This window comes from Streptomyces polyasparticus (assembly GCF_014493765.1).
GTDB classification, from domain to species: Bacteria; Actinomycetota; Actinomycetes; order Streptomycetales; family Streptomycetaceae; genus Streptomyces; species Streptomyces polyasparticus.
The window spans coordinates 541,864-565,855 of record NZ_JACTVJ010000010.1 but is presented as its reverse complement, the minus strand read 5'-3'; the positions used below and the strand labels follow the sequence as shown (position 1 = coordinate 565,855).

23 protein-coding genes are annotated in these 23,992 nt (G+C 70.7%); 11 read left to right on the top strand and 12 right to left on the bottom strand.

Features of this window, described 5'->3' with window-relative positions; translation table 11 throughout:
* Both H9Y04_RS22070 and H9Y04_RS22065 read left to right on the top strand, forming a co-directional pair.
* A partial coding sequence (locus H9Y04_RS22070) for a DNA-directed RNA polymerase subunit alpha C-terminal domain-containing protein (RefSeq protein ID WP_306660159.1) occupies window positions 1–393 on the top strand: 393 nt, incomplete at its 5' end.
* 258 nt (window positions 394–651) lie between these two features.
* Window positions 652–1,164: a hypothetical protein gene (locus tag H9Y04_RS22065; RefSeq protein WP_187815677.1), complete on the top strand. Its 513-nt coding sequence runs from the start codon at window positions 652–654 to the stop codon at window positions 1,162–1,164.
* A 78-nt stretch (window positions 1,165–1,242) separates the two neighbouring features.
* Here the strand turns inward: H9Y04_RS22065 and H9Y04_RS22060 are convergent, their stop codons facing one another.
* A complete protein-coding gene (locus tag H9Y04_RS22060) occupies window positions 1,243–1,575 on the bottom strand; it encodes a hypothetical protein (protein WP_187815676.1) in 333 nt (110 codons plus the stop codon).
* Between the two features lie 143 nt (window positions 1,576–1,718).
* Here H9Y04_RS22060 and H9Y04_RS22055 point away from each other — a divergent pair, with 143 nt between their 5' ends.
* Window positions 1,719–2,177 carry an NUDIX domain-containing protein gene (locus tag H9Y04_RS22055; protein ID WP_308801062.1) on the top strand — a complete coding sequence of 153 codons (459 nt, stop codon included), beginning with the start codon at window positions 1,719–1,721 and terminating at the stop codon, window positions 2,175–2,177.
* A gap of 87 nt (window positions 2,178–2,264) precedes the next feature.
* Here the strand turns inward: H9Y04_RS22055 and H9Y04_RS22050 are convergent, their stop codons facing one another.
* Window positions 2,265–2,693 (bottom strand): hypothetical protein, encoded by a 429-nt coding sequence (locus H9Y04_RS22050; protein WP_187815675.1) that lies wholly within the window; start codon window positions 2,691–2,693, stop codon window positions 2,265–2,267.
* A 120-nt stretch (window positions 2,694–2,813) separates the two neighbouring features.
* Between H9Y04_RS22050 and H9Y04_RS22045 the strand changes: the two genes are divergently transcribed.
* On the top strand, window positions 2,814–5,540 hold the full coding sequence (locus H9Y04_RS22045) for a helix-turn-helix transcriptional regulator (protein ID WP_187815674.1): 2,727 nt from the start codon (window positions 2,814–2,816) through the stop codon (window positions 5,538–5,540).
* Window positions 5,541–5,733: 193 nt separating this feature from the next.
* Window positions 5,734–6,102, top strand: a complete 369-nt coding sequence (locus tag H9Y04_RS22040; RefSeq protein ID WP_187815673.1) for a YciI family protein — start codon at window positions 5,734–5,736, stop codon at window positions 6,100–6,102.
* Window positions 6,103–6,180: 78 nt separating this feature from the next.
* Here H9Y04_RS22040 and H9Y04_RS22035 read toward each other — a convergent pair whose 3' ends face one another.
* Entirely contained in the window at window positions 6,181–6,660 is a 480-nt protein-coding gene (locus H9Y04_RS22035) for a DedA family protein (RefSeq protein WP_187815672.1), read from the bottom strand.
* 154 nt (window positions 6,661–6,814) lie between these two features.
* A complete protein-coding gene (locus tag H9Y04_RS22030; protein WP_187815671.1) occupies window positions 6,815–7,228 on the bottom strand; it encodes an SsgA family sporulation/cell division regulator in 414 nt (137 codons plus the stop codon).
* 196 nt (window positions 7,229–7,424) lie between these two features.
* On the opposite strand from H9Y04_RS22030, the gene H9Y04_RS22025 reads away from it, so the two are divergent.
* Both H9Y04_RS22025 and H9Y04_RS22020 read left to right on the top strand, forming a co-directional pair.
* On the top strand, window positions 7,425–9,080 hold the full coding sequence (locus H9Y04_RS22025) for a sigma factor (protein WP_187815670.1): 1,656 nt from the start codon (window positions 7,425–7,427) through the stop codon (window positions 9,078–9,080).
* A 155-nt stretch (window positions 9,081–9,235) separates the two neighbouring features.
* Window positions 9,236–10,504, top strand: coding sequence for a M48 family metallopeptidase (locus H9Y04_RS22020; RefSeq protein ID WP_187815669.1), 1,269 nt, complete (start codon window positions 9,236–9,238; stop codon window positions 10,502–10,504).
* On the opposite strand, the gene H9Y04_RS22015 is transcribed toward H9Y04_RS22020, so the two are convergent.
* From H9Y04_RS22015 to H9Y04_RS21995, 5 genes are read right to left on the bottom strand one after another with little or no spacing between them, the layout of a single operon-like run.
* Window positions 10,501–10,968 carry a hypothetical protein gene (locus H9Y04_RS22015; protein ID WP_187815668.1) on the bottom strand — a complete coding sequence of 156 codons (468 nt, stop codon included), beginning with the start codon at window positions 10,966–10,968 and terminating at the stop codon, window positions 10,501–10,503. The two genes, H9Y04_RS22020 and H9Y04_RS22015, sit on opposite strands and share 4 nt — an antisense overlap.
* 13 nt (window positions 10,969–10,981) lie before the next feature.
* Window positions 10,982–11,233: a hypothetical protein gene (locus H9Y04_RS22010; RefSeq protein WP_187815667.1), complete on the bottom strand. Its 252-nt coding sequence runs from the start codon at window positions 11,231–11,233 to the stop codon at window positions 10,982–10,984.
* 53 nt (window positions 11,234–11,286) lie between these two features.
* Window positions 11,287–12,270, bottom strand: coding sequence for a DUF3500 domain-containing protein (locus tag H9Y04_RS22005; RefSeq protein ID WP_187815666.1), 984 nt, complete (start codon window positions 12,268–12,270; stop codon window positions 11,287–11,289).
* Between the two features lie 53 nt (window positions 12,271–12,323).
* On the bottom strand, window positions 12,324–13,067 hold the full coding sequence (locus tag H9Y04_RS22000; RefSeq protein WP_187815665.1) for an alpha-ketoglutarate-dependent dioxygenase AlkB: 744 nt from the start codon (window positions 13,065–13,067) through the stop codon (window positions 12,324–12,326).
* A gap of 13 nt (window positions 13,068–13,080) precedes the next feature.
* The gene (locus tag H9Y04_RS21995; RefSeq protein WP_187815664.1) at window positions 13,081–14,328 is read right to left on the bottom strand and encodes a hypothetical protein; all 1,248 of its coding nucleotides are present in this window, start codon (window positions 14,326–14,328) and stop codon (window positions 13,081–13,083) included.
* A gap of 103 nt (window positions 14,329–14,431) precedes the next feature.
* Here H9Y04_RS21995 and bla point away from each other — a divergent pair, with 103 nt between their 5' ends.
* Together bla and H9Y04_RS21985 are read left to right on the top strand one after the other, a co-directional pair.
* Complete coding sequence (gene bla / locus H9Y04_RS21990; protein ID WP_187815663.1) at window positions 14,432–15,382, top strand: class A beta-lactamase; 951 nt, start codon at window positions 14,432–14,434, stop codon at window positions 15,380–15,382.
* A gap of 148 nt (window positions 15,383–15,530) precedes the next feature.
* The gene (locus H9Y04_RS21985; RefSeq protein WP_187815662.1) at window positions 15,531–15,728 is read left to right on the top strand and encodes a hypothetical protein; all 198 of its coding nucleotides are present in this window, start codon (window positions 15,531–15,533) and stop codon (window positions 15,726–15,728) included.
* A gap of 71 nt (window positions 15,729–15,799) precedes the next feature.
* On the opposite strand, the gene H9Y04_RS21980 is transcribed toward H9Y04_RS21985, so the two are convergent.
* A complete protein-coding gene (locus tag H9Y04_RS21980; protein WP_187815661.1) occupies window positions 15,800–17,761 on the bottom strand; it encodes a GMC family oxidoreductase in 1,962 nt (653 codons plus the stop codon).
* Between the two features lie 232 nt (window positions 17,762–17,993).
* Window positions 17,994–19,604, bottom strand: coding sequence for a long-chain-fatty-acid--CoA ligase (locus H9Y04_RS21975; protein WP_187815660.1), 1,611 nt, complete (start codon window positions 19,602–19,604; stop codon window positions 17,994–17,996).
* Window positions 19,605–19,865: 261 nt separating this feature from the next.
* Here H9Y04_RS21975 and H9Y04_RS21970 point away from each other — a divergent pair, with 261 nt between their 5' ends.
* Window positions 19,866–21,029, top strand: a complete 1,164-nt coding sequence (locus H9Y04_RS21970) for a TetR/AcrR family transcriptional regulator (protein ID WP_187815659.1) — start codon at window positions 19,866–19,868, stop codon at window positions 21,027–21,029.
* Window positions 21,030–21,200: 171 nt separating this feature from the next.
* Here the strand turns inward: H9Y04_RS21970 and H9Y04_RS21965 are convergent, their stop codons facing one another.
* Window positions 21,201–22,409, bottom strand: a complete 1,209-nt coding sequence (locus H9Y04_RS21965) for an oxygenase MpaB family protein (protein ID WP_187815658.1) — start codon at window positions 22,407–22,409, stop codon at window positions 21,201–21,203.
* Between the two features lie 214 nt (window positions 22,410–22,623).
* Here H9Y04_RS21965 and H9Y04_RS21960 point away from each other — a divergent pair, with 214 nt between their 5' ends.
* Window positions 22,624–23,787: an acyl-CoA dehydrogenase family protein gene (locus H9Y04_RS21960; RefSeq protein ID WP_187815657.1), complete on the top strand. Its 1,164-nt coding sequence runs from the start codon at window positions 22,624–22,626 to the stop codon at window positions 23,785–23,787.
* Window positions 23,788–23,992 lie beyond the last annotated feature (205 nt).

Here is a 23,992-nt window from a genome sequence, read left to right as displayed (position 1 = left end):
GCCGGCAAGACCCTGGTCGAGCTGTTCGGTCTGGCGCGCGAGCTCAACATCGACGCCGAGGGCATCGACATGGGCCCCTCCCCCGTCGACACCGCGCTGGCCGCCGACCTCGCCCTGGCGATCGAGGAGCTCGACCTCAGTGTCCGCTCCTACAACTGCCTCAAGCGTGAGGGCATTCACACGGTCGGTGAGCTCGTTGCCCGCTCCGAGGCGGACCTTCTGGACGTCCGTAACTTCGGTGCGAAGTCCATCGACGAGGTCAAGGCCAAGCTCGCCGGCATGGGCATGGGTCTCAAGGACAGCCCGCCCGGATTCGACCCCACCGCCGCTGCCGACGCCTTCGGCGCCGACCACGACGCGGACGCGGGTTTCATCGAGACCGAACAGTACTGAGGGCGGCTACGACGTAGTCGACGGTCTCCGCCGCGTCGTCGCATCGGCAGCTGCCGGACGCGACGACGCCGCATTCCCTGCGGGACCGACGCCTTTTGACCGCTCCGGGGCGGCAACCGGGCCACATGCCCCTGCCGCCCCGAGCGACGCGCCGTACTGCGGGTCGGCCTGTCCGAGGCCGGCCCGGGCAGGCGTGTCCGGCGCGGAGCGGGGAGGTTCTTGCACCCCGGCCGATCGCCGGCCGTTAGAGTCGCACGCATGGGTGCCGCGATAGCTGCCATGGTCGCCGCCGTCGTCGGTGTACTCGGCACACTTCTGTCGCCGGTCGTTTCGACGTGGGCGACGAAGCGTCAGCGAGACGAGGAGAGCCGGCTCGAGGACAGCCGAAGGTTCCTCGAGGAGCGGCGTGCCGCGTACACCGCCATGAACCGCGCTTCGCGCCACTTCCACACCATGCTCAAGGACGCGCTTCATCGCCTTCGAGACGGCGTCTACTCCGATGAGGACCGCGTCGAGGTCGAGCAGGCCCGGCGGGACTACCGGGATCGCTACGCCGAGGCGCAGATGATCGTTCCCGAAGCGGTGCTCAGCGCCTCGCGCGAGGTGAACACGGTCCTGGCCGCGGTGGACGCCGCGGCCAAGCGCATCGATCGTGGCCTCGCCCGGGCGGGCGAGACCGCGGATCAGGCGCTGATCGACCTGAAGGCGGCGGAGCCGGCGCTCACCGCCATGCGGCGGATCATGCGTGAGGACCTGGGCATCACCGACTGACGACCGACGCAGCAATGCGCCGAGGTGCTTGTGGGAGCGTGTGGCTCACCGCGACCTCGGCGTAGGAAACCTGCGCCGTCAGATCAGACCCGGCGGGAGGGGCAACGGGAGGCTGGAACCCGTCAGTTCGGACAGGTCCTCGAGAGCGGTGAGCAGCTCGGGCAGCCGATCGGGGCCGGCCGTTTCCCAACCGGTCAGCTGCCGGCGGACGCGCTCGACGAGTTCGGGCGCGATCTCAGCAGCGGTGGGGCCGACCTGGTTCAGGATGCTCAGGGCGTGGTCGAGATCGCCTGCGATCATCCGGTCCGGCGTCACCCTCGTGTCCAGGGGCATCGCCAGGATCGTCCCGGCGGCGAGGTGATGCAGCGCGAGGTAGATGGCCCAGGTGGCGCTGCGCTGATCTTCGTCCATTGCCCTGCACGCTACCTTCCCGCCTCGCGCCGAGAACAGGGATTTGCCGGCGGAGTCGAAGCGCAACGGCCGAAGCTTGCCGGGACAGCCCAACGGGCCCTCGTATCCGGGGCGTTGGGCCGGACACCGATAGGGTCCGGGCTGTGAAGCGATCGAGACAGCGAGAAGCCGTGGTGGCGGTCCTTGCGCGGCAGGGGCGGGTTCTGGTGATCCGCAGAGGCCCTGGGGCGCGTGCTGCCGGGTACTGGGCGCCGCTGAGCGGCACGATCGAGGCCGGCGAAAGCCAGGCCGATGCCTTGGTGCGCGAGGTGCGTGAGGAGGTCGGGCTCGAGGTCACCCCGCTGGCCAAGGTCTGGGAGTGCCCGACCGAGGATGGCAGTTTCCTTCTGCACTGGTGGACTGCCTCCTTCGACGACACACCGCTGGCGCTCGACCCTGACGAGGTGAGCGAAGCCCGCTGGGTCACGGCCGAGGAGTTCGCTGAACTGCACCCCACGTTCGACGGTGACCGTCCCTTCTTCGACGATGTGCTGCCGACACTGGGCCTTGTCGTCCCCGAAGGGCCTGGGCGTCAGCAGGACCACGCCGACGAGTCCGCGTAGTCCGCGGCGCGATACGGATGTCTGCTAGGTCGGCGGACGTCCGTGTCGCGCTGCGGACGGGCGAGCGGCGCTCGGCGCCGTACGAGGTCAGTTGCGCCCGATGTACTTACGGTTGCCGAGGTAGCGGGTGTACTCGCACGCCATGCGCTGCGAGCCCTCGAACCTGACGCAGATCTTCGTGTCCAGGTCTCGGTCCTCGCGCGGCCAGGTGTAGCGCAATTCGCCGTTCCTGCGCGTGGCCACAGCCCGCTTGTAGCGGTCGCCGTCGTGGTACAGGTACACCGTCCGCTTCCGCATGCCGCTCGGCGGGTTCGTCCACACCGCGGTCACCGAGACGTCCCGCTCGAGACCCCGCAGCTCGATGCAGACCTGCGGGCCCGACCAGTGATGGGTGCACGCATCGGAGTCCGCGGCGGCCGAGCCCGCGGTGGGCACGATCGTGCCCGCTGCCAGCAGGAGCACCGCGGCCGCGCGAGCCGCCAGGGAGCGGCGGGATACCGCTGAAATCGTGGTCATGAGAACCTCCGTTGATCCGGATCACCAGACCAACACGGGGTCCGCGCGCACGAGGCACGGGCCGCGCGAGTGATCACCCGTGCGGTGGATCGGGTTCACCGCGCGGATTAGGGTGCCTGCATGTTGCTGGTGGGGCGAGAGGTCGAACAGGCGCGGGTCGAGCGGCTGTTGGCGGATGCGTGTGCCGCACGCAGTGGAGCGTTGGGGCTGCGGGGCGCGCCGGGGATCGGGAAGTCGGTCCTGCTCGACCATGCCGTGTCGCTCGCCGAAGCCAAGGGCATGCGGGTGGTGCGCGGAGCCGGGATCGAGTCCGACTACGAGCTCGCGTACGGCGGTCTGCACCAGCTCCTGTTTCCGTACCTGGACCGGCTGGATGCCCTTCCCGCTCCTCAGGCGACGGCGCTGCGTCGCGCTTTCGGGCTGGACGAGGGGGACGACGCCAACCGGTTCCTGATTGCCGCCGGCACGCTGTCACTGCTCGCCGATCTGGCCGAGGATGCCCCGCTGCTGTGCGTGGTCGACGACCTGCAGTGGCTCGACCAGGGTTCCGCGGAGGCGATGTTGTTCGCGGCCCGCCGCTTCGTGGCCGATCCGGTCGCGGTGCTGTTCGCGGTACGTGACACAGCACTGCCGTCCGCGGTCGCGGGCGTGGAGGTCGTGGATCTGTCCGGTCTCGCCGCGTCCGATGCCGGCCGGCTGCTCGACGGCCACGCGCCGGAACTCCCCGTACGGGCACGGACCAGGGTGCTCGCGGAGTCCGGCGGCAATCCCCTGGCGATCATCGAGTTCGGGGCGTCACGGCTCGCGGCCCGTGACGTGGACGAGTCCGATCCGGCCGGGCAGGTCGGCCCGCTGCCGGTGACCCGTCGTGTGCAGGAGGCATTCCGCCAGCAGATCGTGGAGCTTCCCGAAGCCACCCGGCGCGCGCTCCTGGTGGCGGCGGCCGACACGGCCGCGCCCCTCGCGACGATCCTGCACGTGATCGAAACCCTCGGCGGCGCCGCGGACGACCTGGCACCCGCCGAACGTGACCGCCTCGTCCGGATCGACAGCCGGATCGCGTTCCGCCACCCGCTCGTACGGGCGGCTGCCTATCAGGACGCGCCGCTGCACCAGCGGATCGAGGTGCATCGCGCGTACGCCGAGGCGCTGCGCGCGGACGCCGATGCCGACCGCCGGGCCTGGCACCTCGCGGCCGCCACCACCCAACCCGACGAGGCGGTGGCGGCCGAACTCGAAGGTGTGGCGGAGCGGGCCTGGCACCGAGGCGGCGCGATGGCGGTGTGTGCCGCCTACGAACGTGCCGGCCGGCTCAGTGCCGACCGCGAGCTGAAGGCCCGGCGGATCGCCCGGTCCAGCCAGGCCGCGTTCGACGCGGGCAAGGCCGACCGGGCCGCCCGCCTGGCAGCCGAGGCGCTCGCGCTCACCACCGACACGGGCGTACGGGCCGACGCCATCTACACCCGGGGCGCCGTGGAGTACGAACGCACCTCGCCGCGAGCCGACGCGGAACTCACCCTCGAGGCGGCCGCGTTGGTGCGCGACAGCGATCCGGAGCGCGCCGCGCTCACGCTGTACGAGGCCGCGCACGCCGCCCGGCACGGAGCGGCACACGACCTCGTGCAGCAGGCGGCGGAGCTGATGCGCGGGTTCAGCCCGCCGGAGCACTGGGCACCCGTGGTCGCCGCGCTGGTCGGGTGGGCGGAGCTCTTCGCCGGACGTCCGGAGCCGGCCGTCGGCCCGATGCGCGACCTCCACACCGCCACCCGCGGTGGTGCGCACGACCTGATGCAGCGCATCACCGCCGCGTTCGGCGGGCTCATGATCGCCGACGAGGACGCGGTCGCCGCCGGAACCGAGGACATGCTGGCCGAGGTGAGGGCCGGCGGTGCGCTGGGGTGGGTCCCGTACACGCTGAACGTCCTTGCCGTGGCGCGGCTGTTGCGCGGTGAGTTCGTGGATGCCCGGGCATGCGTGGCGGAAGGCGTGTCCGTGAGCGACGAACTCGGGAACACGACCGAGAGCCTTGCCCACCGGTCGGTTCAGGTGTGGCTGCACGCCGTGGCGGGCGACGAGGCACGCTGCCGTGCGCTGGCCGAGGAGGTGCTTCCGCGAGCCCGGGCCCGGCACCGGGTCAATGCCGAGATCGCGGCGTGGGGACTCGGGATGCTCGACCTCTCCGCCCGGCGGTTCGGGGACGCGCTCGATCGGCTCGAGCAAGTGTCCCGGGGACCTGCGAGCCGCGACCTTCTGGTGCGGGCGGTGCCGGATCTGGTGGAGGCGGCCGTGCGCTGCGGCGTGCCGGAGCGCGCACAAGGCCCCCTGGCCGCTTTCGGGCACTGGGCCGAGCACGTCGACCGCCCGGTCGCCACCGGGCTCGTGCTGCGGTGCCGGGCCTTGCTGGCCGGCGACGGCGAGGCCGATGCGCTGTACGCCGAGGCGCTGCGGCTCCACGAGCGGAACGGCGGCCCGTACGAGCGCGCCCGCACGCAGCTGGTGTACGGCGAGTGGCTGCGGCGCCGTCGCCGCCGTGCCGAGGCCCGCGGCCATCTCGCGGCGGCTGCTTCCGCTTTCGAGCGCCTCGGTGCGCAGCTGTGGGCCGAGCGAGCACGCGGCGAGCTGGCCGCCTTCGGCGAGCGGGGCGACGAGCCTCAACACAGCGGGCCGCTCACCCTGTTGACCCCTCAGGAGCTGCAGGTCGTACGACTGGCGGCCGCCGGACAGACCAACAAGGAGATCGCCGCGCAGCTGTTCCTCAGTCCACGGACCGTGGGCCACCACCTCTACAAGGCGTACCCGAAACTGGGCGTCACCGGGCGCGCCGAGCTCGGCGATCTCGTCAGGTGACCTGCGGGTCCACTGGTCCGGTGGCCCTTGCATCCCCTCGTACGGTGACCTGCGCATCCACCTCGTCAGCCGCCGGCGCCGGTCGCCGGTTGCCGGACACCAGTCACGATGACTGATTCGCCTGCGGTGAGGCCCGCCTAGCGTTTGGGGCATCGGGACAGCGGCCGCCGGCCGCAATGACGAGGAGACGACCATGACGCAGTACTTTCTGAGCCTCCCGCACGACTCCGCCGAGGAGCCGACGATGCAGGACATGGACCCCGCGGAGCTGCAGGAGATCATCGCCGCGGTCGGTGCGTTCAACACGGCCGTTCAGGAGGCGGGCGCGTTCGTGACCGCCGGCGGTCTGCAGCCGCCGTCGACCGCGACCACGGTCGATTACTCCGGTGACAGCCCTGTCCTCACGCCGGGCCCGTTCGTGAAGGCCGACGAGTACCTCGGCGGCTTCTGGATCATCGAGGCCGAGAACGACGACGTCGCGATCGAGTGGGCCAAGCAGGCCTCGCGGGCCCTGCGCAGCAGGATCGAGGTGCGGGCGCTCCAGGAGGAACCCGGCGCCTGACAATCCGTTCGGGGGACGGTCACGCCGGCTGTTCCCCGAGCGGTCACCCCAGAGAATCTGCCGGTACGGGGCGGGAGTTCAGGATTCCGTCGCCGGGGTGCTGTCGCCGGCAGCGGCACTTCGCCTGCGGTACGCGAGCACGCCGAGCGCGCCCAGGAGCAGCACGGCCACGGCGGTCACGCCGAGCGCCGTGTGCTCGGTGAAGAGCTTGGACAGGACCTTCAGGGCGCCGATCCCCGCGGTCGCGTACAGCAGTGCCCAAGCGGCCCCGCCGAGGAAGAGTGCGGGAAGGTAGCGCCGCAGAGGCATCCGGAGCGTGCCCGCGAGGAAGTTCGCGGCGGTCTGGAAACCGATCGTCAGGAACGAGACCGCGACCACCGGTGCGCCCCACCGCTGGATCGCCCGTTCCACGCGCTGGAACCGGGGCGTCGACAGGCGTTCGGCGAATCTGCCGCGCCGTGCGCCCGCGCCCGCGAGGCGGCCCAGCGCGAAGGTGCCGCCGGCGCGCAGCAGCACCAGTACGTACAGCCCGGCAGCGGTGAACAGGATCTCCCCCATCCCACCCCGCCCCCGAAATCACTTGATCGACGCTCACCTGGACCGTCAGCCTAAACGACCCTCGCATCCGGCCCGCAGGGAGCCCGGCCAAGCCTGGCGGCGGACCGCTCGCAGCACGGCACCGCAGCTCAGCCGTATCGGGCGCGGAAGGCTGTCACGCCTCCCGCATCAGTGCGCGCAGTCCCCGGTCGAGGTCGAGCGCGGCCGATTCGTCGCCGGGTGCTGTCATCGCGTACGAGCGGAGCAGGAAGCGGCGCAGCAGCGTCGTGTCCATCTGCACGAGGGCGACGCCGTCGGGTGAATGGAACTCGAGGATCGTCTGGGCCCGGCCGCACGGCCACACATGGACGTCGCCTTCGCCCGAGGGGGCGCGCAGGCCGGCCTCGAGGAGGTCGCGGGCGAACGTCCAGGTCGCAGGACGTCCGTCGAGGGTCACCTCGGGCGGGAAGGTGACGTGGACCGCCAGCGGATCGGCGCCGTCGTAGCGGAGGGTCACCAGGACAGCAGGCTGCGCGTCGGCGGAGGTGACGAGTCGGGCCCGTGCGCGCTGTTCGATCGTGAGAGGCATCTGTCCGGCTCCTTCGGCTGGTGCTCGGCACGGCAGGCGGTATCTCCGCGCTCCTGTGCCCTGTCGACTCGCGGGGCACCCTGCGCATTACGGGAGTTGCCGCCGAGAGTCGTGTGACCTGCGCCACTAACGCAACCCAGACGGGCAATTCGTACATAGGCTGACAAACTCCCAACCCGCACCGGAGTGTCCTGCCATGACCGACGGCCCGGCCGTCATGGATGTCGCGACATACGCGCGCATCTATGAGGAACAGCAACCCCACCTGGTCGCCTACGCGCGCTCACTGACCGGCGACACCTGGCTCGCCGAGGACGTGGTGGCCGAAGCCCACTTCCGGGTCTGGCGGCGCCTCTCGGCAGGGCACGGCATCGACAACATCCCGGCCTACCTCACGCGCACGGTGCGCAATCTGGCCACCACGGTCGGTAGCTCCGCCGCCCGCGAGACACCTGTCGAGCCCGAGTCCGCGGACGCGGCCGGAGGCGAACCGGCCGCCGCAGCCTTCGCCGGCTCCGCGGCCGATCCGAGTGCGCGCGTCGCCCATGTCGACCTGCTCAGCCGAGTCCTCGGGCAGCTGCCCGAGCGATGGGTGACAGCGCTGTGGCTGGCGGAGGCCGAGGACCAGCCGCTGGACGCGGTCGGCCGCCGAATAGGCGCGGGCAGCGGCGCGACCGCGGTGCTTCTGCACCGGGCACGGGAAGGGATGCGGCAGGCATTCCTGCGCGCGCACCCCGGCGAGCCGCAGGACTCCGCCTGTGAGACCCACTGGGAGCGGATTCCCGCACTCGTGCGCGATGCCGCCGCACCGCGGCACGCAGAACAGCTGCACCAGCACATGGACGCCTGCGAGGACTGCAGGGCCCGCTTCCTGCTGCTCACCCGGGCCAACAGCAAGCTGGGTGCGCTGGTCGGACCCGCGCTGCTGGTGCTGCTGCTCGGTGGTGGGGCGAAATTCCTGGTGCCGTTCACGGCGGGGGCCGGGGCAGTCGCCTCGGGAGCCGCGACCGGTTCCGTGCCGGGCGCCCAGAGCGGGGCGCTGCACGCGGTACGTCATGCCGTCACCGGTGGGCTCAAGCTTCCCGCGCTCGCCGTCTCGGCGGTCGGTGTCTCGGTGACGGCAGCGGTGCTGGCAGCGGGGCTGCTGACCGGCGGAAGCGAAGCCCCTGTGCCTTCGCAGCGCGTCGCGACGCAGCTGCCGGCCGGCGTCCCGAAGCCTTCGGCACCTCCGCCGGCCACACCTCCGCCCGCCACCGCGCATTCCTCCGCAGAGGTGCCGCAGCAGTCCCCCGACTCTCCGGCGCAGGAGCCCCAGACCCGGCCCGGGCTGCCTGCCGACAATCCGCCCGCCGAAGCCACCGCCCAAGAGGCGGCGGAGGCAGCTCCCGGTGACGCGTCGGCACCGGACGCACCGGCTCAGGCGGAGCCTCAGGAGCCGGCGGCTGGTGCGTCCGAGGTCCCCGGTCCCGTCGTACGGCCTGCGGATGAACCCGCTGCCCCTGCGCCCTCGGCACCGACCGCCTCCGAGCCGGTCGAAGCGCCCGTCACCTCGGCGCCCGGTAATCCGCCCTCGACCGAACCAACTCCCTTGGCCCCGAAGCCTGTTGATCCGGCGCCCGTTGACCCGACCCCTGTCCAGCCTGTTCCCAGCGACCCTCCCCCGTCCGAGCCGCCGGCGGTCGAGCCGCCCGCGGTCGAGCCCGAGCCTGTGGAGCCTTTGGAACCCGTCGAGCCCGAGCCGGTGGAGCCCGTCGAGCCGGTCCAGCCCGAGCCGGTGGAGCCTGCGCCCCAGTGCCACGACATCCTCCGGGGCGGCATCACCATCACCATCTGCTACTCGGCAGGCGGGTAGGACCGGAGTTCCGGAGCCCACGGGCCATGCAGCGGTACGTCATCGGTGGATGGCTGCCCTGACGCAGTAGCCGGCCGAACCCGTCGCGACGGGAGCGAACCGCTCCGGTCCCCGAACGCGTCGTTGCGTGCGGGGACTTGAGAGCGGGGGTGGGGATGGAGACCGAGGGCGTCGAGATCGAGCCGTGTCCGCAGTGCGGAGCCGGTATGCCGGTGCATGCCGATCATGTGGTGTGGTGCCGTGCCTGTGACTGGAACGTGGCGCCCGAGCTGTTCGTGTTCGGCCTCGGCCGCACCGCCGAGCGGCGTGCCGAGGTCGCCGGTCAGGAGGCCGAGCAGGTCTACCAGGAGCTGGTCAGGGACGGGGAGTTCGGCCGCCGCTCGCGCTGGACGGCCGCACGGATCGCCGCGTACACCGTGTCCTGCGGCGTCGTCGGCGCCTCCGTGGCGCTCGCGGGTGGCGGGGTGGCGGTGCTCGTCACCGGCGGCTTGAACCCGCTCAGCCTTTCGCTCGGTCTCGTGCTGCTGTTCTTCTCGGCCGTGCTGCGCCCCTGGGTGCCGCCGCTGCACCCGCAGTTGCCGACGCTTGACCGGCAGGCCGCACCGCGGCTCTTCGCGCTGCTCGACAAGGTGGCGCGGGAGGTCGGTACGCGCGGTGTGGATCTCGTCGTCCTGGAGCCGGGTTTCAACGCGTACGTGACCTCGCGCCGCCCCCGCCAGCGGGTGCTGTGCATCGGTCTCACGCTCTGGGAGACGCTCACACCGCAGCAGCGGGTCGCCCTGCTCGGGCACGAGCTCGGTCACTTCACGAACGGCGACACCCGGCACGGCCTGGTCGTCGGCAACGCGCTCGGCACCCTGGCCTGGTGGCGGCACTGGCTCGACCCGGGCCGGTGGCGCGGCGGACGGCTGCGGTACTGGTTCGGCCACGGCGTGCTGCGCTGGCCGTGGTACGCGGCCGACGGCCTGCTGCGGCTCCTCGACCGGCTCAGTCTGCGCGGTGCGACCCGCGCGGAGTTCCTGGCCGACGAGCTCGCCGCCCGCGTCGCCTCCAGTGAGGCCGCGTACGGACTTGCCGAGCGTCTGCTGCATGCCGACCGCGCCGTGAAAGCGCTCGACGCGCTCCTCGTGGACGGCCTGGTCGACTGGCGCCGAGGGCCCTGGCGGGACGCGGCCCGCGCGGCCCTCGATCTGCCGCACCACGAGCGCGAACGGCTGCTTCGCCTCAGTCAGTTGCAGTGGCACTACCAGGACGACACCCACCCGCCGACCCATCTGCGCCTGGCCCTGGCCGAACAGCGTGCCTACGGCGAGGCCCGGGTGGAGTGCGGACGGCAGCAGGCCGAGGCCATCGACCGCGAACTGGCCCGCGCCGTCTCGGCGGCAGCGTCACATGGGCCGATACGGATCCGCAGGAGTGACTAGGCGTTCAGAGGCCAGAACTGGGCGAGATACCGCTCGATGCCTTTGGGCACACCCTGTTCGGCAAGGGGGCGTACGGCCGCGCGGCCCGTGCAGTACAGCCGCACTCCCCAGCGTCCCGCGTGGTCGGCGAGGTGGATGTACCCGGGCATCGGGCCCGCCACCGTGGCCCAGAGCGCCACTTCCCCGCTCGCGCAGGCCAGTTCGGCTTCGGCCTGCTCCTCCCAGGCCTCCCGCTCCTGCGCGGGAGGGGCCGACGCGTCCCAGATCTCCACGTCCATGGATGCGGTGTGCGTGTGCCCGGCGCTCTCCACGTCGAGCCGCCCTTCGTACGCCGTCAGGAACCCGGCGGGGTTACGGCCCTCCGGATACGGCACCGGGACGGCGGTGTCATCGGCGTCCTGCAGGCAGAATCCGAAGAAGTCGACGTCCACCTCGACGCGCTGCCACGCGACCAGTTCGGCCACCCCCGCTCCCCGGTCAGCCGATCTCCGCGACCCAGCCGTACGGCAGCTCGTCGCCGTCGACCGTGATCGCCTCGACGGTGCGGGTCTGCGGGTCGATGTCCGCCTCGATGCCCTCGCCGGCGTAGCGGGGGTAGCCGCTGGCCCCGGTCGTGCCGGTGGCTTCTACGGTGGCCGAGCGGAGCACACCACCGTGGTCGACATGGTCGTGGCCGTCCGTCAGCTGGGGCTTGAGCAGAACGGTGAAACGAGTGGGGGCGGTATCCATGGACCGAGGCTAGCCGCGCCGAACCCGCAGGCCTTGCACTCTCGTTGGTGGCATCACTCGTCCAGCTCAGCGCCAGGGTCCGGTGCGGTGTGCTGGTCCGTGTAGTGCGCGCGCAGGAGATCGATGCCCCAGTCGTGGCGCAGATGCCGCCACACGGAGTGCGCGTGGTTGCCGTCGTCCTGGGTGTTGTCGTACTCGATGAGGAAATCGGGCGACTGTACGCAGTAGTAGTGCCGGTCTCCGGGCGCGGTGGCTCCGGCCCAGGCGAAGGAGAGCGTGTCCAGGCCCCGCGCTTCCAGCTCGGACCAGCAGGCCTGTGCGTAGGCGGCGGGAGCCCGGTCGAGGTAGCGGCGCACGAGGCGTTCGACGAGCTGCCGCTGGGGGTCTGTCATGGCGCCGTAGGACAGGCCGGAGGGCAGCAGGCCGGGGTCGGCGAACGGGTCGGCGCGGGTGAGGACGTCGTCCGGCGGCTCGGCCGCGAAGACCGCCGCGGTGCGTCGGGCGCGGTCCAGGCCGGTGACGAGCTCGCGGGCCAGATCCTCTTCCGGGCCCAGCAGGCGTCGGCCTGCTTGCGGTCCTGTGGTGATCCGTGCGGGCTCGGAACCGATGAAGTGCGGCGTCACCCGCAACTCGCCCGCCGCGACCAGCACATGGACGGCGAGGTGGTGGCCGTTCATCCGCCAGCCCCAGGGACCGTCGCCGTCCGGATCACCCAGGAGACGCAGCCAGTACCGGTCGGGGCCCGGCGCGCCGACCGACTCGCGGCGGTGGCGCTCCACCTCGATCGCACCGAGCGCGAGCTCCGCGCCCCGCGCACTGTGCGCGGCGGCCAGCACCGCGTCGGCCGCCTCGCGTTGCACTCCGTCGAGTCCTTCGGTGGACAACCCGGGCCGCGAGCCGGGCAGATACGTCCACTCCCGCAACTCCGGCGCGTCGAGTCGGCTCGGCGCCGCCCGCAATGCGCGCACCTGCTCGGGATCCAGCACCTTCAGCAACGTATGGATGGCAGCTCGCAGTTCTGCCAGTGTCTCGTGCACCTCGGGCCCTTCCCTCTCGTTTCCTCCATGCCGCTCCACGTCACCACTGTGGCTCAGTCGGGCGGCATCAAGTCGCTCTCACTCACGGTGTACGTCACCGGGGGATAGACGAAATCCGTTTCTGTGTTCTCACGGCGCCGCATGCGGTAGAAATCGCGTCGTTGCTCGTCGTCGGCCGAGGTGAGCGGTGCGCCCTGGGGCAGATACGGCCGGCCGGCGTGGAAGGAGACAAGGGTTTTCGACGAACGGAACGTCACCCCCAGCCACTCGTTGTCCGCGGCTCTGCCGCCCGGCGCGTCCAGCACGATCTTGTGCTTGAGAAGCCGGTTCGACGCGACGGAGAAAACGACGATTCCGTGGTGGTCGAGCGGGACCTCGAACCTTTCACCCTCGGCCTGTTTCGCTTCGACGATCAGCCTTCTCGGCGGGCCGGATTCGGAATTCCGATAGCAGCTGAAGACGGCGATGTACGAGTCGTCGGCCAGGTCGAGGGCCTGATCGGAATGGCTGCCCATGGTGGTGTAGGCGTTCGTGTAGCGCTCGATGAGAGCGTTGTTGAAGCCGACCGGGATCTCCGCGACGCGCTGGATCTGCTCGGCCAGTCGCTCGTGCACGGGCCGGAAACGCTGCGTGGGGGTGCGGTATTGCGTCGTGGTGCGCACGAGAGGAATGCCGCCGGCGTCGTCCGTCTTCGTGAGAACGGCACCCTTCCGCCCCTTTCCCGTATCCTCCCAGCGAACCGACTCGGACAGCTCCGGAAACAGATTCTCTTCGACCGGAAGAGCGCAGGAGAACATCCCGTCCGGGATCCTAGAAGCGGGGCGCAAGGTAATCTCCCGTGTTCATGCTGAAGCCGAAACCGTCGCCGTAGTCGATGAAGGACGAGGTCCGGTTCTCCTCCGCGTACAGCCTGCGCAGTTCCTCCATGCCGGCTTCCGTGGGCGGCTCCAGCGGCACCCGGGCTTCCTCTCCCCCACCACCTGCCGCTTTGAGGAACGTACGGCCATCCTCGTGTACGGCTTCGGTGCCCGAGCAGCGGACCACGTAGCCCAGACGGGTCGGGAGCAGTGACGCTTCCAGAGCCGACGGCCGGATCTCGTGCGTGTACAGGCGGTTGGTGGCCAGCGGCATGAAGAAGACCGAGCCGGGATGGAGTGTCACGGTGAACTGTTCCGGGAACAGGGCCTCATCGCGCGCTTCGGCCGGATCCTTCAGCCGGAAGCGGAGCCGGGTCAGCCCGCTGACACCCTTCACTCCGTAGTCGAAGGGGTCTTCGGCGAGCGGCTGCAGTCCGTCGAGCCGGTCGTAGAACGTGCAGAAGGCCATGATGCCGTTGGCCGGCATGTCCTTGGTCTTGTCGGCGTGCGCCGAGATTCTGGCCTTCGACTGCTTACGGTCCGTCGTGGCAAGGGTGTTGTGGTAGATCTGGGCCAGGACGTGATTGAGCGGCGCGTGATCACGGAAGACCGTGGCGGCCTCGCGATTGAGCTCCTCGACGATACGGATATCGGTCGAGCGGAAGTTCTCGGTGGGGCCCGAGAGATTCGTGGAGCACCTCAACAGGCGGAAATGCAGGGCCTTTTCCTCCCGCGTGACGGGCGTCAGATAGATGCCGCTGCGGTGGGCCGTTCCCGGCTTGGTGGACTCCGTGAGGGACTGGAAGGCGTGTTCCGCGCGAATGTTGTCGAATATCGCGGGGCCGGGATCGAAGAAGCGGCGGTAGTGCACGCCTGCACCGTGTACGCGAAGGGGAACCCGGCCGAGGTCGACGAAGCGGCAAGGCACAGCCGCATCCACGAGCAGGCGGCCGTGCGAAGGCTCCCGTATGACGAACACCCGCTCAGCGCCCTGGAGTTGACTGCCTCGGAACATGGACAGGTCACCGCAGAGGTAGAGGGTTCTCCGCGTGAGATCGGGTGGAGCGGAGACGAACTGCTCGGGCGTGAGGGTGGTTCCGCAGAAGTCCCCGGCCCATTCCTGGACCTGCACCGTCGCGGGCGCGACCAGGAGCGTGCGCGCATCATCGATGCGGGCTGCTGCGGACTCTGCTATGCCCATCCGACGGTACCTGCCCTCCACGCTGACGAGTGATCCTCCGACGAGGGAAAGAAGCGGACCTTTACAGTAATCGGTCCGCCCACCGCACGGGAGAAACGTCACCATGCCGGACAGCACCACCCGCCGCACCGCCCTCGCCGCGCTCCTGGCCGCGGCCGCAGCGCCCCTCGCCGGATGCGGCGGAGGCGAGGACCGCAGCCCCGGCAGACCATCCGCTCCGGGGACCCCGACTCGGCCCTCCGCCGCGGGAACGCCGACGACTTCTGTTCCGGTGGGCGAATTCCGGGCGCTGGAGCGCGAGTTCGACGCGCGCCTCGGCGTGTTCGCCGTCGACACGGCCGACGGGCGTGAGCTGGCGTACCGAGCGGATGAGCGCTTCGCGTACTGCTCGACGTGCAAGGCGTTCCTCGCTGCGGCGGTACTCGACAAACGCGGACTCGACGGAATCGACAGCGAGGTCACCGTACGGGCCTCGGATGTCGAAGGATGGTCACCGGTGACCGAGAAGGAGCGGGGAGCGCAAATGACCCTGCGCGCTCTGTGCGATGCCGCGGTCCGCTACAGCGACAACGGGGCGGCCAACGCGCTCTTCCGTGAACTCGGCGGCCCCCGTGGGCTGCAGAGTGCGCTGCGCGCCATCGGAGACGACACCACCCGCTGCGACCGCTACGAGGTCGAACTGAGCCAGGCACTGCCGGGCGACGAGCGGGACACCAGCACACCTCGCGCCATGGCCCGCTCCCTGCGGGAGTTCACCCTGGGCGACGTGCTGAACGCGGACGAGCGCGGCGCGCTGACCGACTGGCTCGTACGCAACACCACCGGCGACAAACTGATCCGGGCCGGTGCGCCCAAGGGCTGGCGTATCGGCGACAAGACCGGCAACGGCTCGTACGGAACACGCAACGACATCGCGCTCGCCTGGCCGCCGCAGGGCGGCAAGCCGGTGGTCCTCGCCGTGATGTCCCGCCGCCCGGGACGCGACGCGGACGCCGCGCACGATGATGCGCTGATCGCGCGCGCCGCCGCGGCTGTCTTCGGCGCGTTGGGGTGAGCAAGGCCGAGGCGGGGCGGGCCGAGTGAGGAAGTCGCTGGTTGCGCGCCCAGTCGGAGCAACAGTGAGCGATGATCCACCCCACCGCCACCTGCAGTCGGCCCCGACCTCGATTCTTGAAGATGCGCTTACGGGGAACAGGGCTCGCATGAACACCGCCAAGCTCGAACTCGCCGCCCAGCGTTGTCGCGAGGCCCAGGCCGCTCTCGACGCCGCGCTCGTCGATCTGCGCAGTGAGGCCGCCGCTGTCGTCCGCGAAGGCGGTGATGTGGGCGAGGTGGCCCGGATCACCGGGTGGAAGCGGCGGTACGTACGGGGCCTCGCCAAGGGAGTGAAGGGCGGTTGACCGTCCGGGGGCGGGCCGTGCAACCGGGCGTGGTTTCCGCCGGGTTGCGCGGCCTGGACCCGCGCACCGGATCAACTCTGGCGGCCGAGGCGCTCCGCCAGCCTGGTGGCGTTCATGTAGGCGATGGCCTCGATGGAGATCATCGGGTTCACGCCCGACGAGGTCGGGAAGCAGGAGGCGTCGGCGACCACGACGTTGGGCACCTCCCAGGTCGCTCCGTCGGGGTCGGTGGCGCTGGTGTCGCGCGAGCCTCCCATCCGCGCGGTGCCCATGATGTGCAGGGCGGCGATCGCGCAACGGCCGGGCTCGTAGCCGGTGTTGCGGCAGGCCGTGACGAACTCCTCGTAGGTGCCGCCGCGGTCCGGCTCGTAGGCGGGACCCGCCTGGTGTGCCGAGGTGATACGGCGTGCGCCCGCGGCGGCCAGGATCTTGGCGGCGCCCTCGACTCCGGCGTGCAGGTGTGCGGTGTCGTAGGCGGAGAGCCGGTAGTGCGGGACGGGTTCGCCGTCGCGTGCCACCTTGACGACGCCGCTGTCGCGGTCGCGCGTGATGATGCCGACTCCCGCGGTGTGGGTGAGGTCCTTGAGCGCGCCGAGGTGGGCGGTGGCGCCGCGCCAGTTCATGAACCCCTGGAGGGCGGCGGGGTTGCCGGGTCCGGTTTCGTAGATGACGCCGTGGCCCCGGCCGTCGAGGTTGCTGTGCTCGCGGGAGTAGCGGGTCTGCAGGCCGCCTTCCCAGGGGCGGATCTCCTCGTCGAAGACGCCCCAGACGGCCGTCGCGGGGTGCAGGCGCAGATACCGGCCGATGGCGGGGTCGGTGAATCCCGAGCGGCGCAGCAGAGCAGGTGTCTGGATGGCCCCCGCGGCCACGACGACGGCGCGGGCGTGGACGGTGACGGAGTGGCCGGCCGTGGTGGTGCCGCGGACGCCGACGGCCCGGCCCTGTTGTACGTCGATGGTGCGGACCGTGGTGTCGATGACGAGGCGGGCGCCGGCGGCTTCGGCGTCGGCGAGCCAGGTCTTGGTGACGGACTGCTTGGCGCCGAGTCGGCAGCCGTATCCGCAGCGTCCGCATTCGGTGCCCGTGTCGCAGCCGACGACGTTGCGCGGCATGGCGTCCACGTGCCAGCCCAGGGCGCGCAGCCCCCGCTCCATCACGGCGTCGCGGGCCGATGCGGTGTTGTGGTCGGTGTTGACGGAGAGCCGGTCCGTGACCGCGTCGAGCGCCTGGGTGTACTCCTTCTCCGCGAACTGCCAGGCGCCGAGGGACGCCCATTCGTCGCGGATCTCGTCGGGCGTACGGAAGGAGGTCGTCCAGTTGACGACGGTGCCGCCGCCGAGGCAGGAGCCGGCGACGAGGGAGACCTGGCCTTCGGCGGTGGCCGAGGGGCCGGGGGCGTACAGGCGGGTGAGGCCGGAGGGTTCGCCGCCGTCGAAGTCGGCGTCGTCGTAGTAGCCGCCGCCTTCGAGCACGACGACACCGAGTCCCGCTGCGGCGAGGACGGCTGCGGCCGTCCCTCCCCCGGCGCCGGAGCCGACCACGACGACATCGCAGTCGAGCGTCGTGTCCTCCGTGGGCGACAGCGGTGTGAGGGGCGGGCGTGGGGCGTCGGGCTTGGGGCCCAGGGGCCCGGGATAGCCGATGGCCTGCCAGACGGGCGAGGTGCCGTCCGTCCCCGACGCCAGCAGGTAGGCGGAGGTCGCCAGGCCGCGCAGGGCCTGGAACAGGACGCGCTTGCGTTCGGAGGAGGCCTCGCCCATGCGGAGCATCAACTCCTCGCGGGCCGCGGGAGTCAGAGCCGAGAAACGGCGGCCCGATGTGCCGAGGAGCAGTCCGGTCAGCCGCGTGTCCCACAGGGAGAGCAGGGTGGCGAGCTGCTTGCGGTCGTGGGCGCGTGGCTGGGCGCCGATGAGGGCCTCGGCGACGGGCACGGCGCCGAGCGTGCCCGCGGACGGGATCTCCGCACCGTCGCCGGGTGCGAACGTGTCGCATATCGCCGTGAGCGCTGCCCGCTGGCGGGAGTTGAGCTGCATGGGTCCGTCCTCATACGTGGAAGTTTCGGGGGTCGGCGCCGTGCAAGGCGCCGCAGGGAACACCCCGGGTCGTTGCCCGGGTTCGTCACCTGGTCGAGGAGGCGGGCCGTGGGCGGGACGCAGGGCCGGGACGGGTCGGCGGCCCGAGGGTCCGGGCGATCATGCCCGGGGCGGCCCGGGTTCAGTCGGGCGACGAGGTGCGTACGTCAGGCGGCAGGGTGCGTACGGTGCGTCAGGCGAGCGGGGCCGTACGGTGCTCGTCCTGGGTGCGCAGGGTGTGCTTGACGACCTTGCCGCCCGCATTGCGGGGCAGTCCGTCGCCGGTCACGAGGTCCTTGGGCATCTTGAAGGACGCGATCCTGCCGTCGAGGAATCCGGTCAACTCCGCCAGGGACAAGGTGGCTTGGGGCGCGAGGGTGACGTAGGCGACGGGTATCTGGCCCCAGCGCTCGTCGGGGCGGCCGATCACCGCGACCTCGAGCACCGCGGGGTGTCCGGCGATGGCGTTCTCCAGCTCGGCGCAGTAGATGTTCTCGCCGCCGCTGATGATCATGTCCTTCTTGCGGTCGACCACCCAGACGAAGCCTTCCTCGTCCATCCGCACCAGGTCTCCGGAGTGGAACCAGCCTCCTTCGAAGGCCTCCGCGGTCTCCTGCGGCTTCTTCCAGTAGCCCTGGGTGACGGTCGGCCCGCGGTAGACGATCTCGCCGACCTCGCCCACGGGCACGTCGTTCATCTCCGCGTCGACGATGCGGTACTGGATGGTCGGGATGGGCCGGCCGACGGAGCCGAGTTTGCGCAGGGAGTCCTTGCCGCGCAGTACGCAGGTGATCGGGGAGGTCTCGGTCTGCCCGAACACGGCAACGTTCAGGGCGTCGGGGAAGGCCTCCCCCATGGCGCGCAGGGTCGCGTCGCTCGCGGGCGCCGCGCCCCAGCTGATGACGCGCAGCTTCAAGTCGCGCTTGTCGATGTCGGGTTGGGCGCAGAGCAGGTCCCACTGCTGCGGCACGTTGAACACGACGGTGGCGCCCTCACGCTCGTACGCGTCGAGGACGCCCTGTGGGTCGAAGGCGCCCAGCGGGTGGATCACGACGGTGCTGCCGACCAGGATGTTCGCGACGATCGAGCCGAGGCCGGCGATGTGGAAGAAGGGCGCGGTCAGGAAGCCGACATCGGAGTCGTCGAAGATCTCCATCGCCCGGATGCAGGTGATGGCCTGCACCTGCATGTTCCGGTGGGAGAGCAGCACGCCCTTGGGTCGGCCGGTGGTGCCCGAGGTGTACATGATCAGCGCCGTGGACTCCTCGGCGATGTCGGGCAGTTCCATCGGGTCATGGGCGGCCAGGAACTCTTCGTATGCGAACTGCCGCTCCGTATCGCCCTGTTGCCCGGTGACGGCCGCTCCCCCGCTCTGGCCCTGCTCGCCGATCACGATGACCGTGCCGATGGACGCGACGGCCGGGACGGAGCTCAGCAAGGGCAGCAGGCGTGCGTCGACGACGAGCGCGGACGGGGTGCAGTCGTTCAGGATGTAGCCGAGTTCGAGCGGCGCGAGCCGGAAGCTGAGCGGCACCGCCATGGCACCCACACTGTTGGCCGCGAGCACGCTTTCCACGAACCACGGGTGGTTGAGCGTCAGGAGGGCGACCCGGTCCCCCTCGCCGACGCCTCGGCCGGACAGCGCGGAGGCCAACTGCAGGGAGCGCCGCGAGAGTTGGGCCCAGGTGGTCGTGGCACCGAGGTGACGCAGCGCGGGCTTGTCGGGCCGCATGGTCGCATGGGTGGCCACCTGCGCCATCCAGTGGTGCCGGAAGGTCCAGGCGGGAGCCGTAACGGTGGACATGCCACTCCTCGGGATCCGGATGCGCAGGGCGGGGCGAGGTGCATTGGGCCGCAATGCGCCGGGGCGGGATGCGCTGGGGTGGAAGCGTTGGCCATTATGCCCGCGGCGGCGTCGCTCAAGAAGCCCTTTGTTAATGGAAAATCACCTGGGATGTGAACGGCGAGTCACATCGGACCCGAAGCGCCGAGCAGCCGCCCCACGGCCGGGGCCGTGTGATTGACTGAGGGACATGGCCCAGTCCCTGCGTCCCTCTTCCTGCCGGTGACGGCCGAGCCGATCGCGGCCACGCGCCCGCGCAACCGCAAGCAGCTGATCGTCGGAGCGGCCGGCCGGGTGTTCAGCGAGCGCGGCTATCACGCGGCCTCCATGGAGGAGATCGCCGCCGCCGTCGGGATCACGGCCACGGCGCTCTACCGGCACTTCCCCAACAAGTACGCGCTGTTCGCCGAGTGCGCGAACGTCATGGTGGACCGGCTCGTCGCCACCCTCGACGAGCTGCCGCCCGAGGCGGATCCGAGGGAGTTGCTCGGCGCCGTCACCCGGGTCGCCGTGGAGCATCGCGCCTCCGGGGGCCTGTACCGCTGGGAGGCGCGCTACCTCAAGGCCGAGGACCGCCGGCTTCTGAAGGGCAAGTTCGCGCGGGTCGTGGGGCGGGTGTCCGAGGCAGTACGGCGCGAACACCCGCTGCCCGATGTGCCGTTGCGCGCCGTGGCGGCGCTCGGCGTGATCGGGTCGGTCACCCAGCACCACAACGCGATCGCCCGGCGGCGCCTGGAGGAAGTGCTGCTGACCTCCGCGCTGCGCGTGGCGGCGAGCGCTCCCGCGTCGGCTGTGAATGCGCCGCGCCCGGTCGAACTGCCCGCACCGCCGGTGCCGCGCACCCGGCGGGCGCAGATCCTCGCCGCGGCGATTCCGCTGTTCGCGCGGGACGGGTTCGCGAAGGTCACCAACGGTCAGATCGCCCAGGCGGTGGGGATCGCGCCGTCCGCGCTCTACCGGCACTACGCCACCAAGACGGACATCCTGGTGGCCGCGTGCCTGCAGGCCGCGGGGCTCCTCGCCCAGGCTGTGGAGCGGAGTCTCGACGAGGTGGGCGATCCGCGCGACGCGGTGGCCGCGCTGGCTGCGGCGTACGTCGGGTACAGCTTCGAGCACACCGCGCTCACCAGCGTCGCGGAGGCCGAGGTCGCCGGGCTCCCGGACGATCTGCGGCAGCCCCTGATTCTCGCGCAGCGCGAACACATCGCCGTATGGGAGCAGCACCTGCTGCTGGCACGGCCGGAGTTGGACGCACGGCAGGCGCGGGTTCTGGTGCATGCGGGGTTCGGCGTGGTGGTCGAGGCGGGACGCAGGCTGCGCTGGCGGGATTCCGCCGAGCACCGGAGCGCAGTCACCGCTCTGGTCGTACGGGCTCTGGGGCTGTGACACCCGTCGGCTGCCTGCCGGCGACGGCTTGCGGATCCGTCCGTACGGCTTCGGTCGGCGGCGGCTTGCGGATCCGTCCGCACGGGCTCTCGGCCATCGGTGATCGCCCCGCGCCACGTGGGGGAAGGCGCGGGGCGTCACCGCAAGGGCCTCGGTCGCCGTCCGCGGAGCTCAGCCGCCCGGCCGGTTCGCGGCCGGGAGCGTGATCGGGGTCTGCGTCGGCGAGGTGCCGTTGTTGAGGTACAGCATCGCGATGTCGCGCAGGGCCTGGTCGAACAGGTAGCCGCTGCGGGGCAGCACGCCCGACGTCCCCTCGCGGAACGCGACGTACAGCGGCCATTCGACCCGGATGAGCGCCGCCTGCACGAGGTCGCGGCGCAGCCCGAGCCAGTCGCCGATCTGGTTGCCGAGCAGGTAGCGCACGAACTCGTTCACGAACCCGTCCGCCAGTCCCAGCGTGGGCTGTGAGACATAGCCGAGCAGCGTCTCGGCCAGGATGTTGCCCTCGCGCGTGGGGCCGAGGTCGGGCCACAGCATGTGCTCGGCCTGCGCCAGACAGTCGGCCCAGGTGGCGGGGATGAACTGCCGTTGCACGCCCAGCAGATGGAGGGCGACCTGCCAGGCGTGCAGGTCCGCCTCCTTCTCGGCCGACGAGAGGCGGATGCCCCACTTGAGCAGGTTGCTGTGCGCGTACGTGGCCACCGAGTGGAAGGTGCGCAGGATGTCGCCGTTGCTGATCGGCCTGGGCTGGTCGGCGCTCTCCATGAAGCCCGCGGACGTGGGCAGCAGGTTGCGCACCACCGAGTGGACCAGGCGGGTCTTGTTCGCGGTGACGATGAAGTGCCCGGTGGGCTGCCAGGCGGTCTCGGAGTTGAGGTCGTAGCCGAAGGTGAAGGTCTTGGCTGCGCGGTCCTTCATGTCGGCGCCGCCCGCGGACCAGTAGACCGCCCGGGCCTCGCGCGGGATCACGGTGCTCATGATGCCGCTGCCGATGCTCTGCGAGACGAAGAGATACGAGGCCAGGCGCTTGTAGTAGCGCTCGGACGCGGCGAGTTTGGCCGCGTCGGCCCAGGACGGAAGCCGGTTGACCTGCTGCAGATAGCTGGTCAGGTAGCCGGGCATGCCCGGCGGCAGGGGGTCTGCGTTGTCGGTCCACGAGCGCCAGGCGGTGTTGACCGCGGGGATCACGCCGTCGGCGAGGAGGCGCGCGGCCACCGCGTCCGGCTCGGGGTCCCAGACCTGGAACGGATCGGTGACCGCGTCGACGCCGGCGAGCGAGCCGGCGGACGACCAGGCCCACGCCTCCGGTGCGGCCGCCGCACTCGCCAGACCCAGCGCGGCACCTAAGGACAGCAGGCGTCGTCTGCTGATATTCCCCATTCACTTACCTACTTCCAGGCAGGTCGGACTGCACCTTGACTCGCATACCCAGCAGGCGAATCGAGCGATCATCAAGGGTGTCCATGGGTGTGATTTCTGATTAACATAACGACGCCTGCCGTGGTCGGCAAGGCTTCTGTCGCGCACCTGTGAACCACCGACCGGCCCCTGCCGTACGCGGCGCAATCCGCCTTGAAACAGGAGTGGTGTCCCCATGACCGGTGTGATCTCAGCCAGGCGTTCCCTGTACGACGACGAGCACGAGCTGCTGCGTGACACGGTCCGTTCGTTCGCCGACAAGCACGCCGCCCCGCACATGGAGAGGTGGCGGGCCGAGGGCAAGGTCGACCGTGCACTGTTCGAGGAGGCCGCCCGCGCGGGGATCCTCGGGTTCAACATCCCCGAGGAGTACGGGGGCGGCGGCGTCACCGACTTCCGTTTCAACGCGGTGATCGGCGAGGAGTTCTCGCGCCATCCCGCGGCGGACGCGCTCGCGGGCGTGGGCCTGTCCAACGACATCGTGGTGCCCTACTTCACCGACCTCACCACCGAGGAGCAGAAAACCCGTTGGCTGCCCGGGATCGCCGCGGGCGAGCTGATCGTGGCGGTCGCGATGACCGAACCCGGCACCGGCAGCGACCTGGCCGGCATCGCCACCACCGCCGTCCGTGACGGCGAGGACTTCGTCGTCAACGGCAGCAAGGTGTTCATCTCCAACGGGCAGAACGCCGACCTCGTCGTGACCGCCGTACGCACCGGACCGGACCGGCACGGCGGGCTCAGCCTGCTGGTGATCGAGGCAGACCGGCCCGGCTTCACCCGCGGCCGCAATCTGGAGAAGGTCGGCCTGCACGCCCAGGACACCAGCGAACTGTCCTTCCAGGACGTCCGCGTCCCGGCCGCCAACCTGCTCGGCGAGGAAGGCACCGGCTTCGCCTCACTGCTGCGCAACCTCCCCCAGGAGCGCATCTCCATCGCCGCGAACGCCATGGCCTCCATCGAGGCCGTGCTCGAACGCACCCTGGACTACGTCAAGCAGCGCAGGGCGTTCGGCAAGCCGATCGGCTCCTTCCAGAACACCCGTTTCGAGCTGGCCGACATGGTCACCACGGCGCGCGTCGGCCGCAGCCACCTCGACGACCTGCTCGCGCGGCACGCACGCGGCGAACTGACCGCGGTGGACGCCGCGGCGGCGAAGTTCTGGGCCACCGAGCACTACGTGAACATCGTCGGCCGCTGCCTCCAACTCCACGGCGGCTACGGCTACATGCTCGAATACCGGATCGCCCACGACTACCTCGACTCGCGCATCACCACGATCTACGGCGGCACCACCGAGATCATGAAGGAGATCGTCGGCCGCGATCTGGGCCTGTAGACCCGCACTCCGTCAGGCCGCCCGGCGTCGGCCGCTTCCCGCTCCCGACGGCCCCGATTGACGCGCGCAAGCTTCTTGTCACCGGGTGACACCGACCCTACTCTCCAGTAATTGACTGGCGAGTAAGTAACCCGCTCGCCGCCAGTTCTTGGCATGCCCGCAACACGTTCCTCGCACCCCGGCACCCCGATCAGGTGCGCGATGC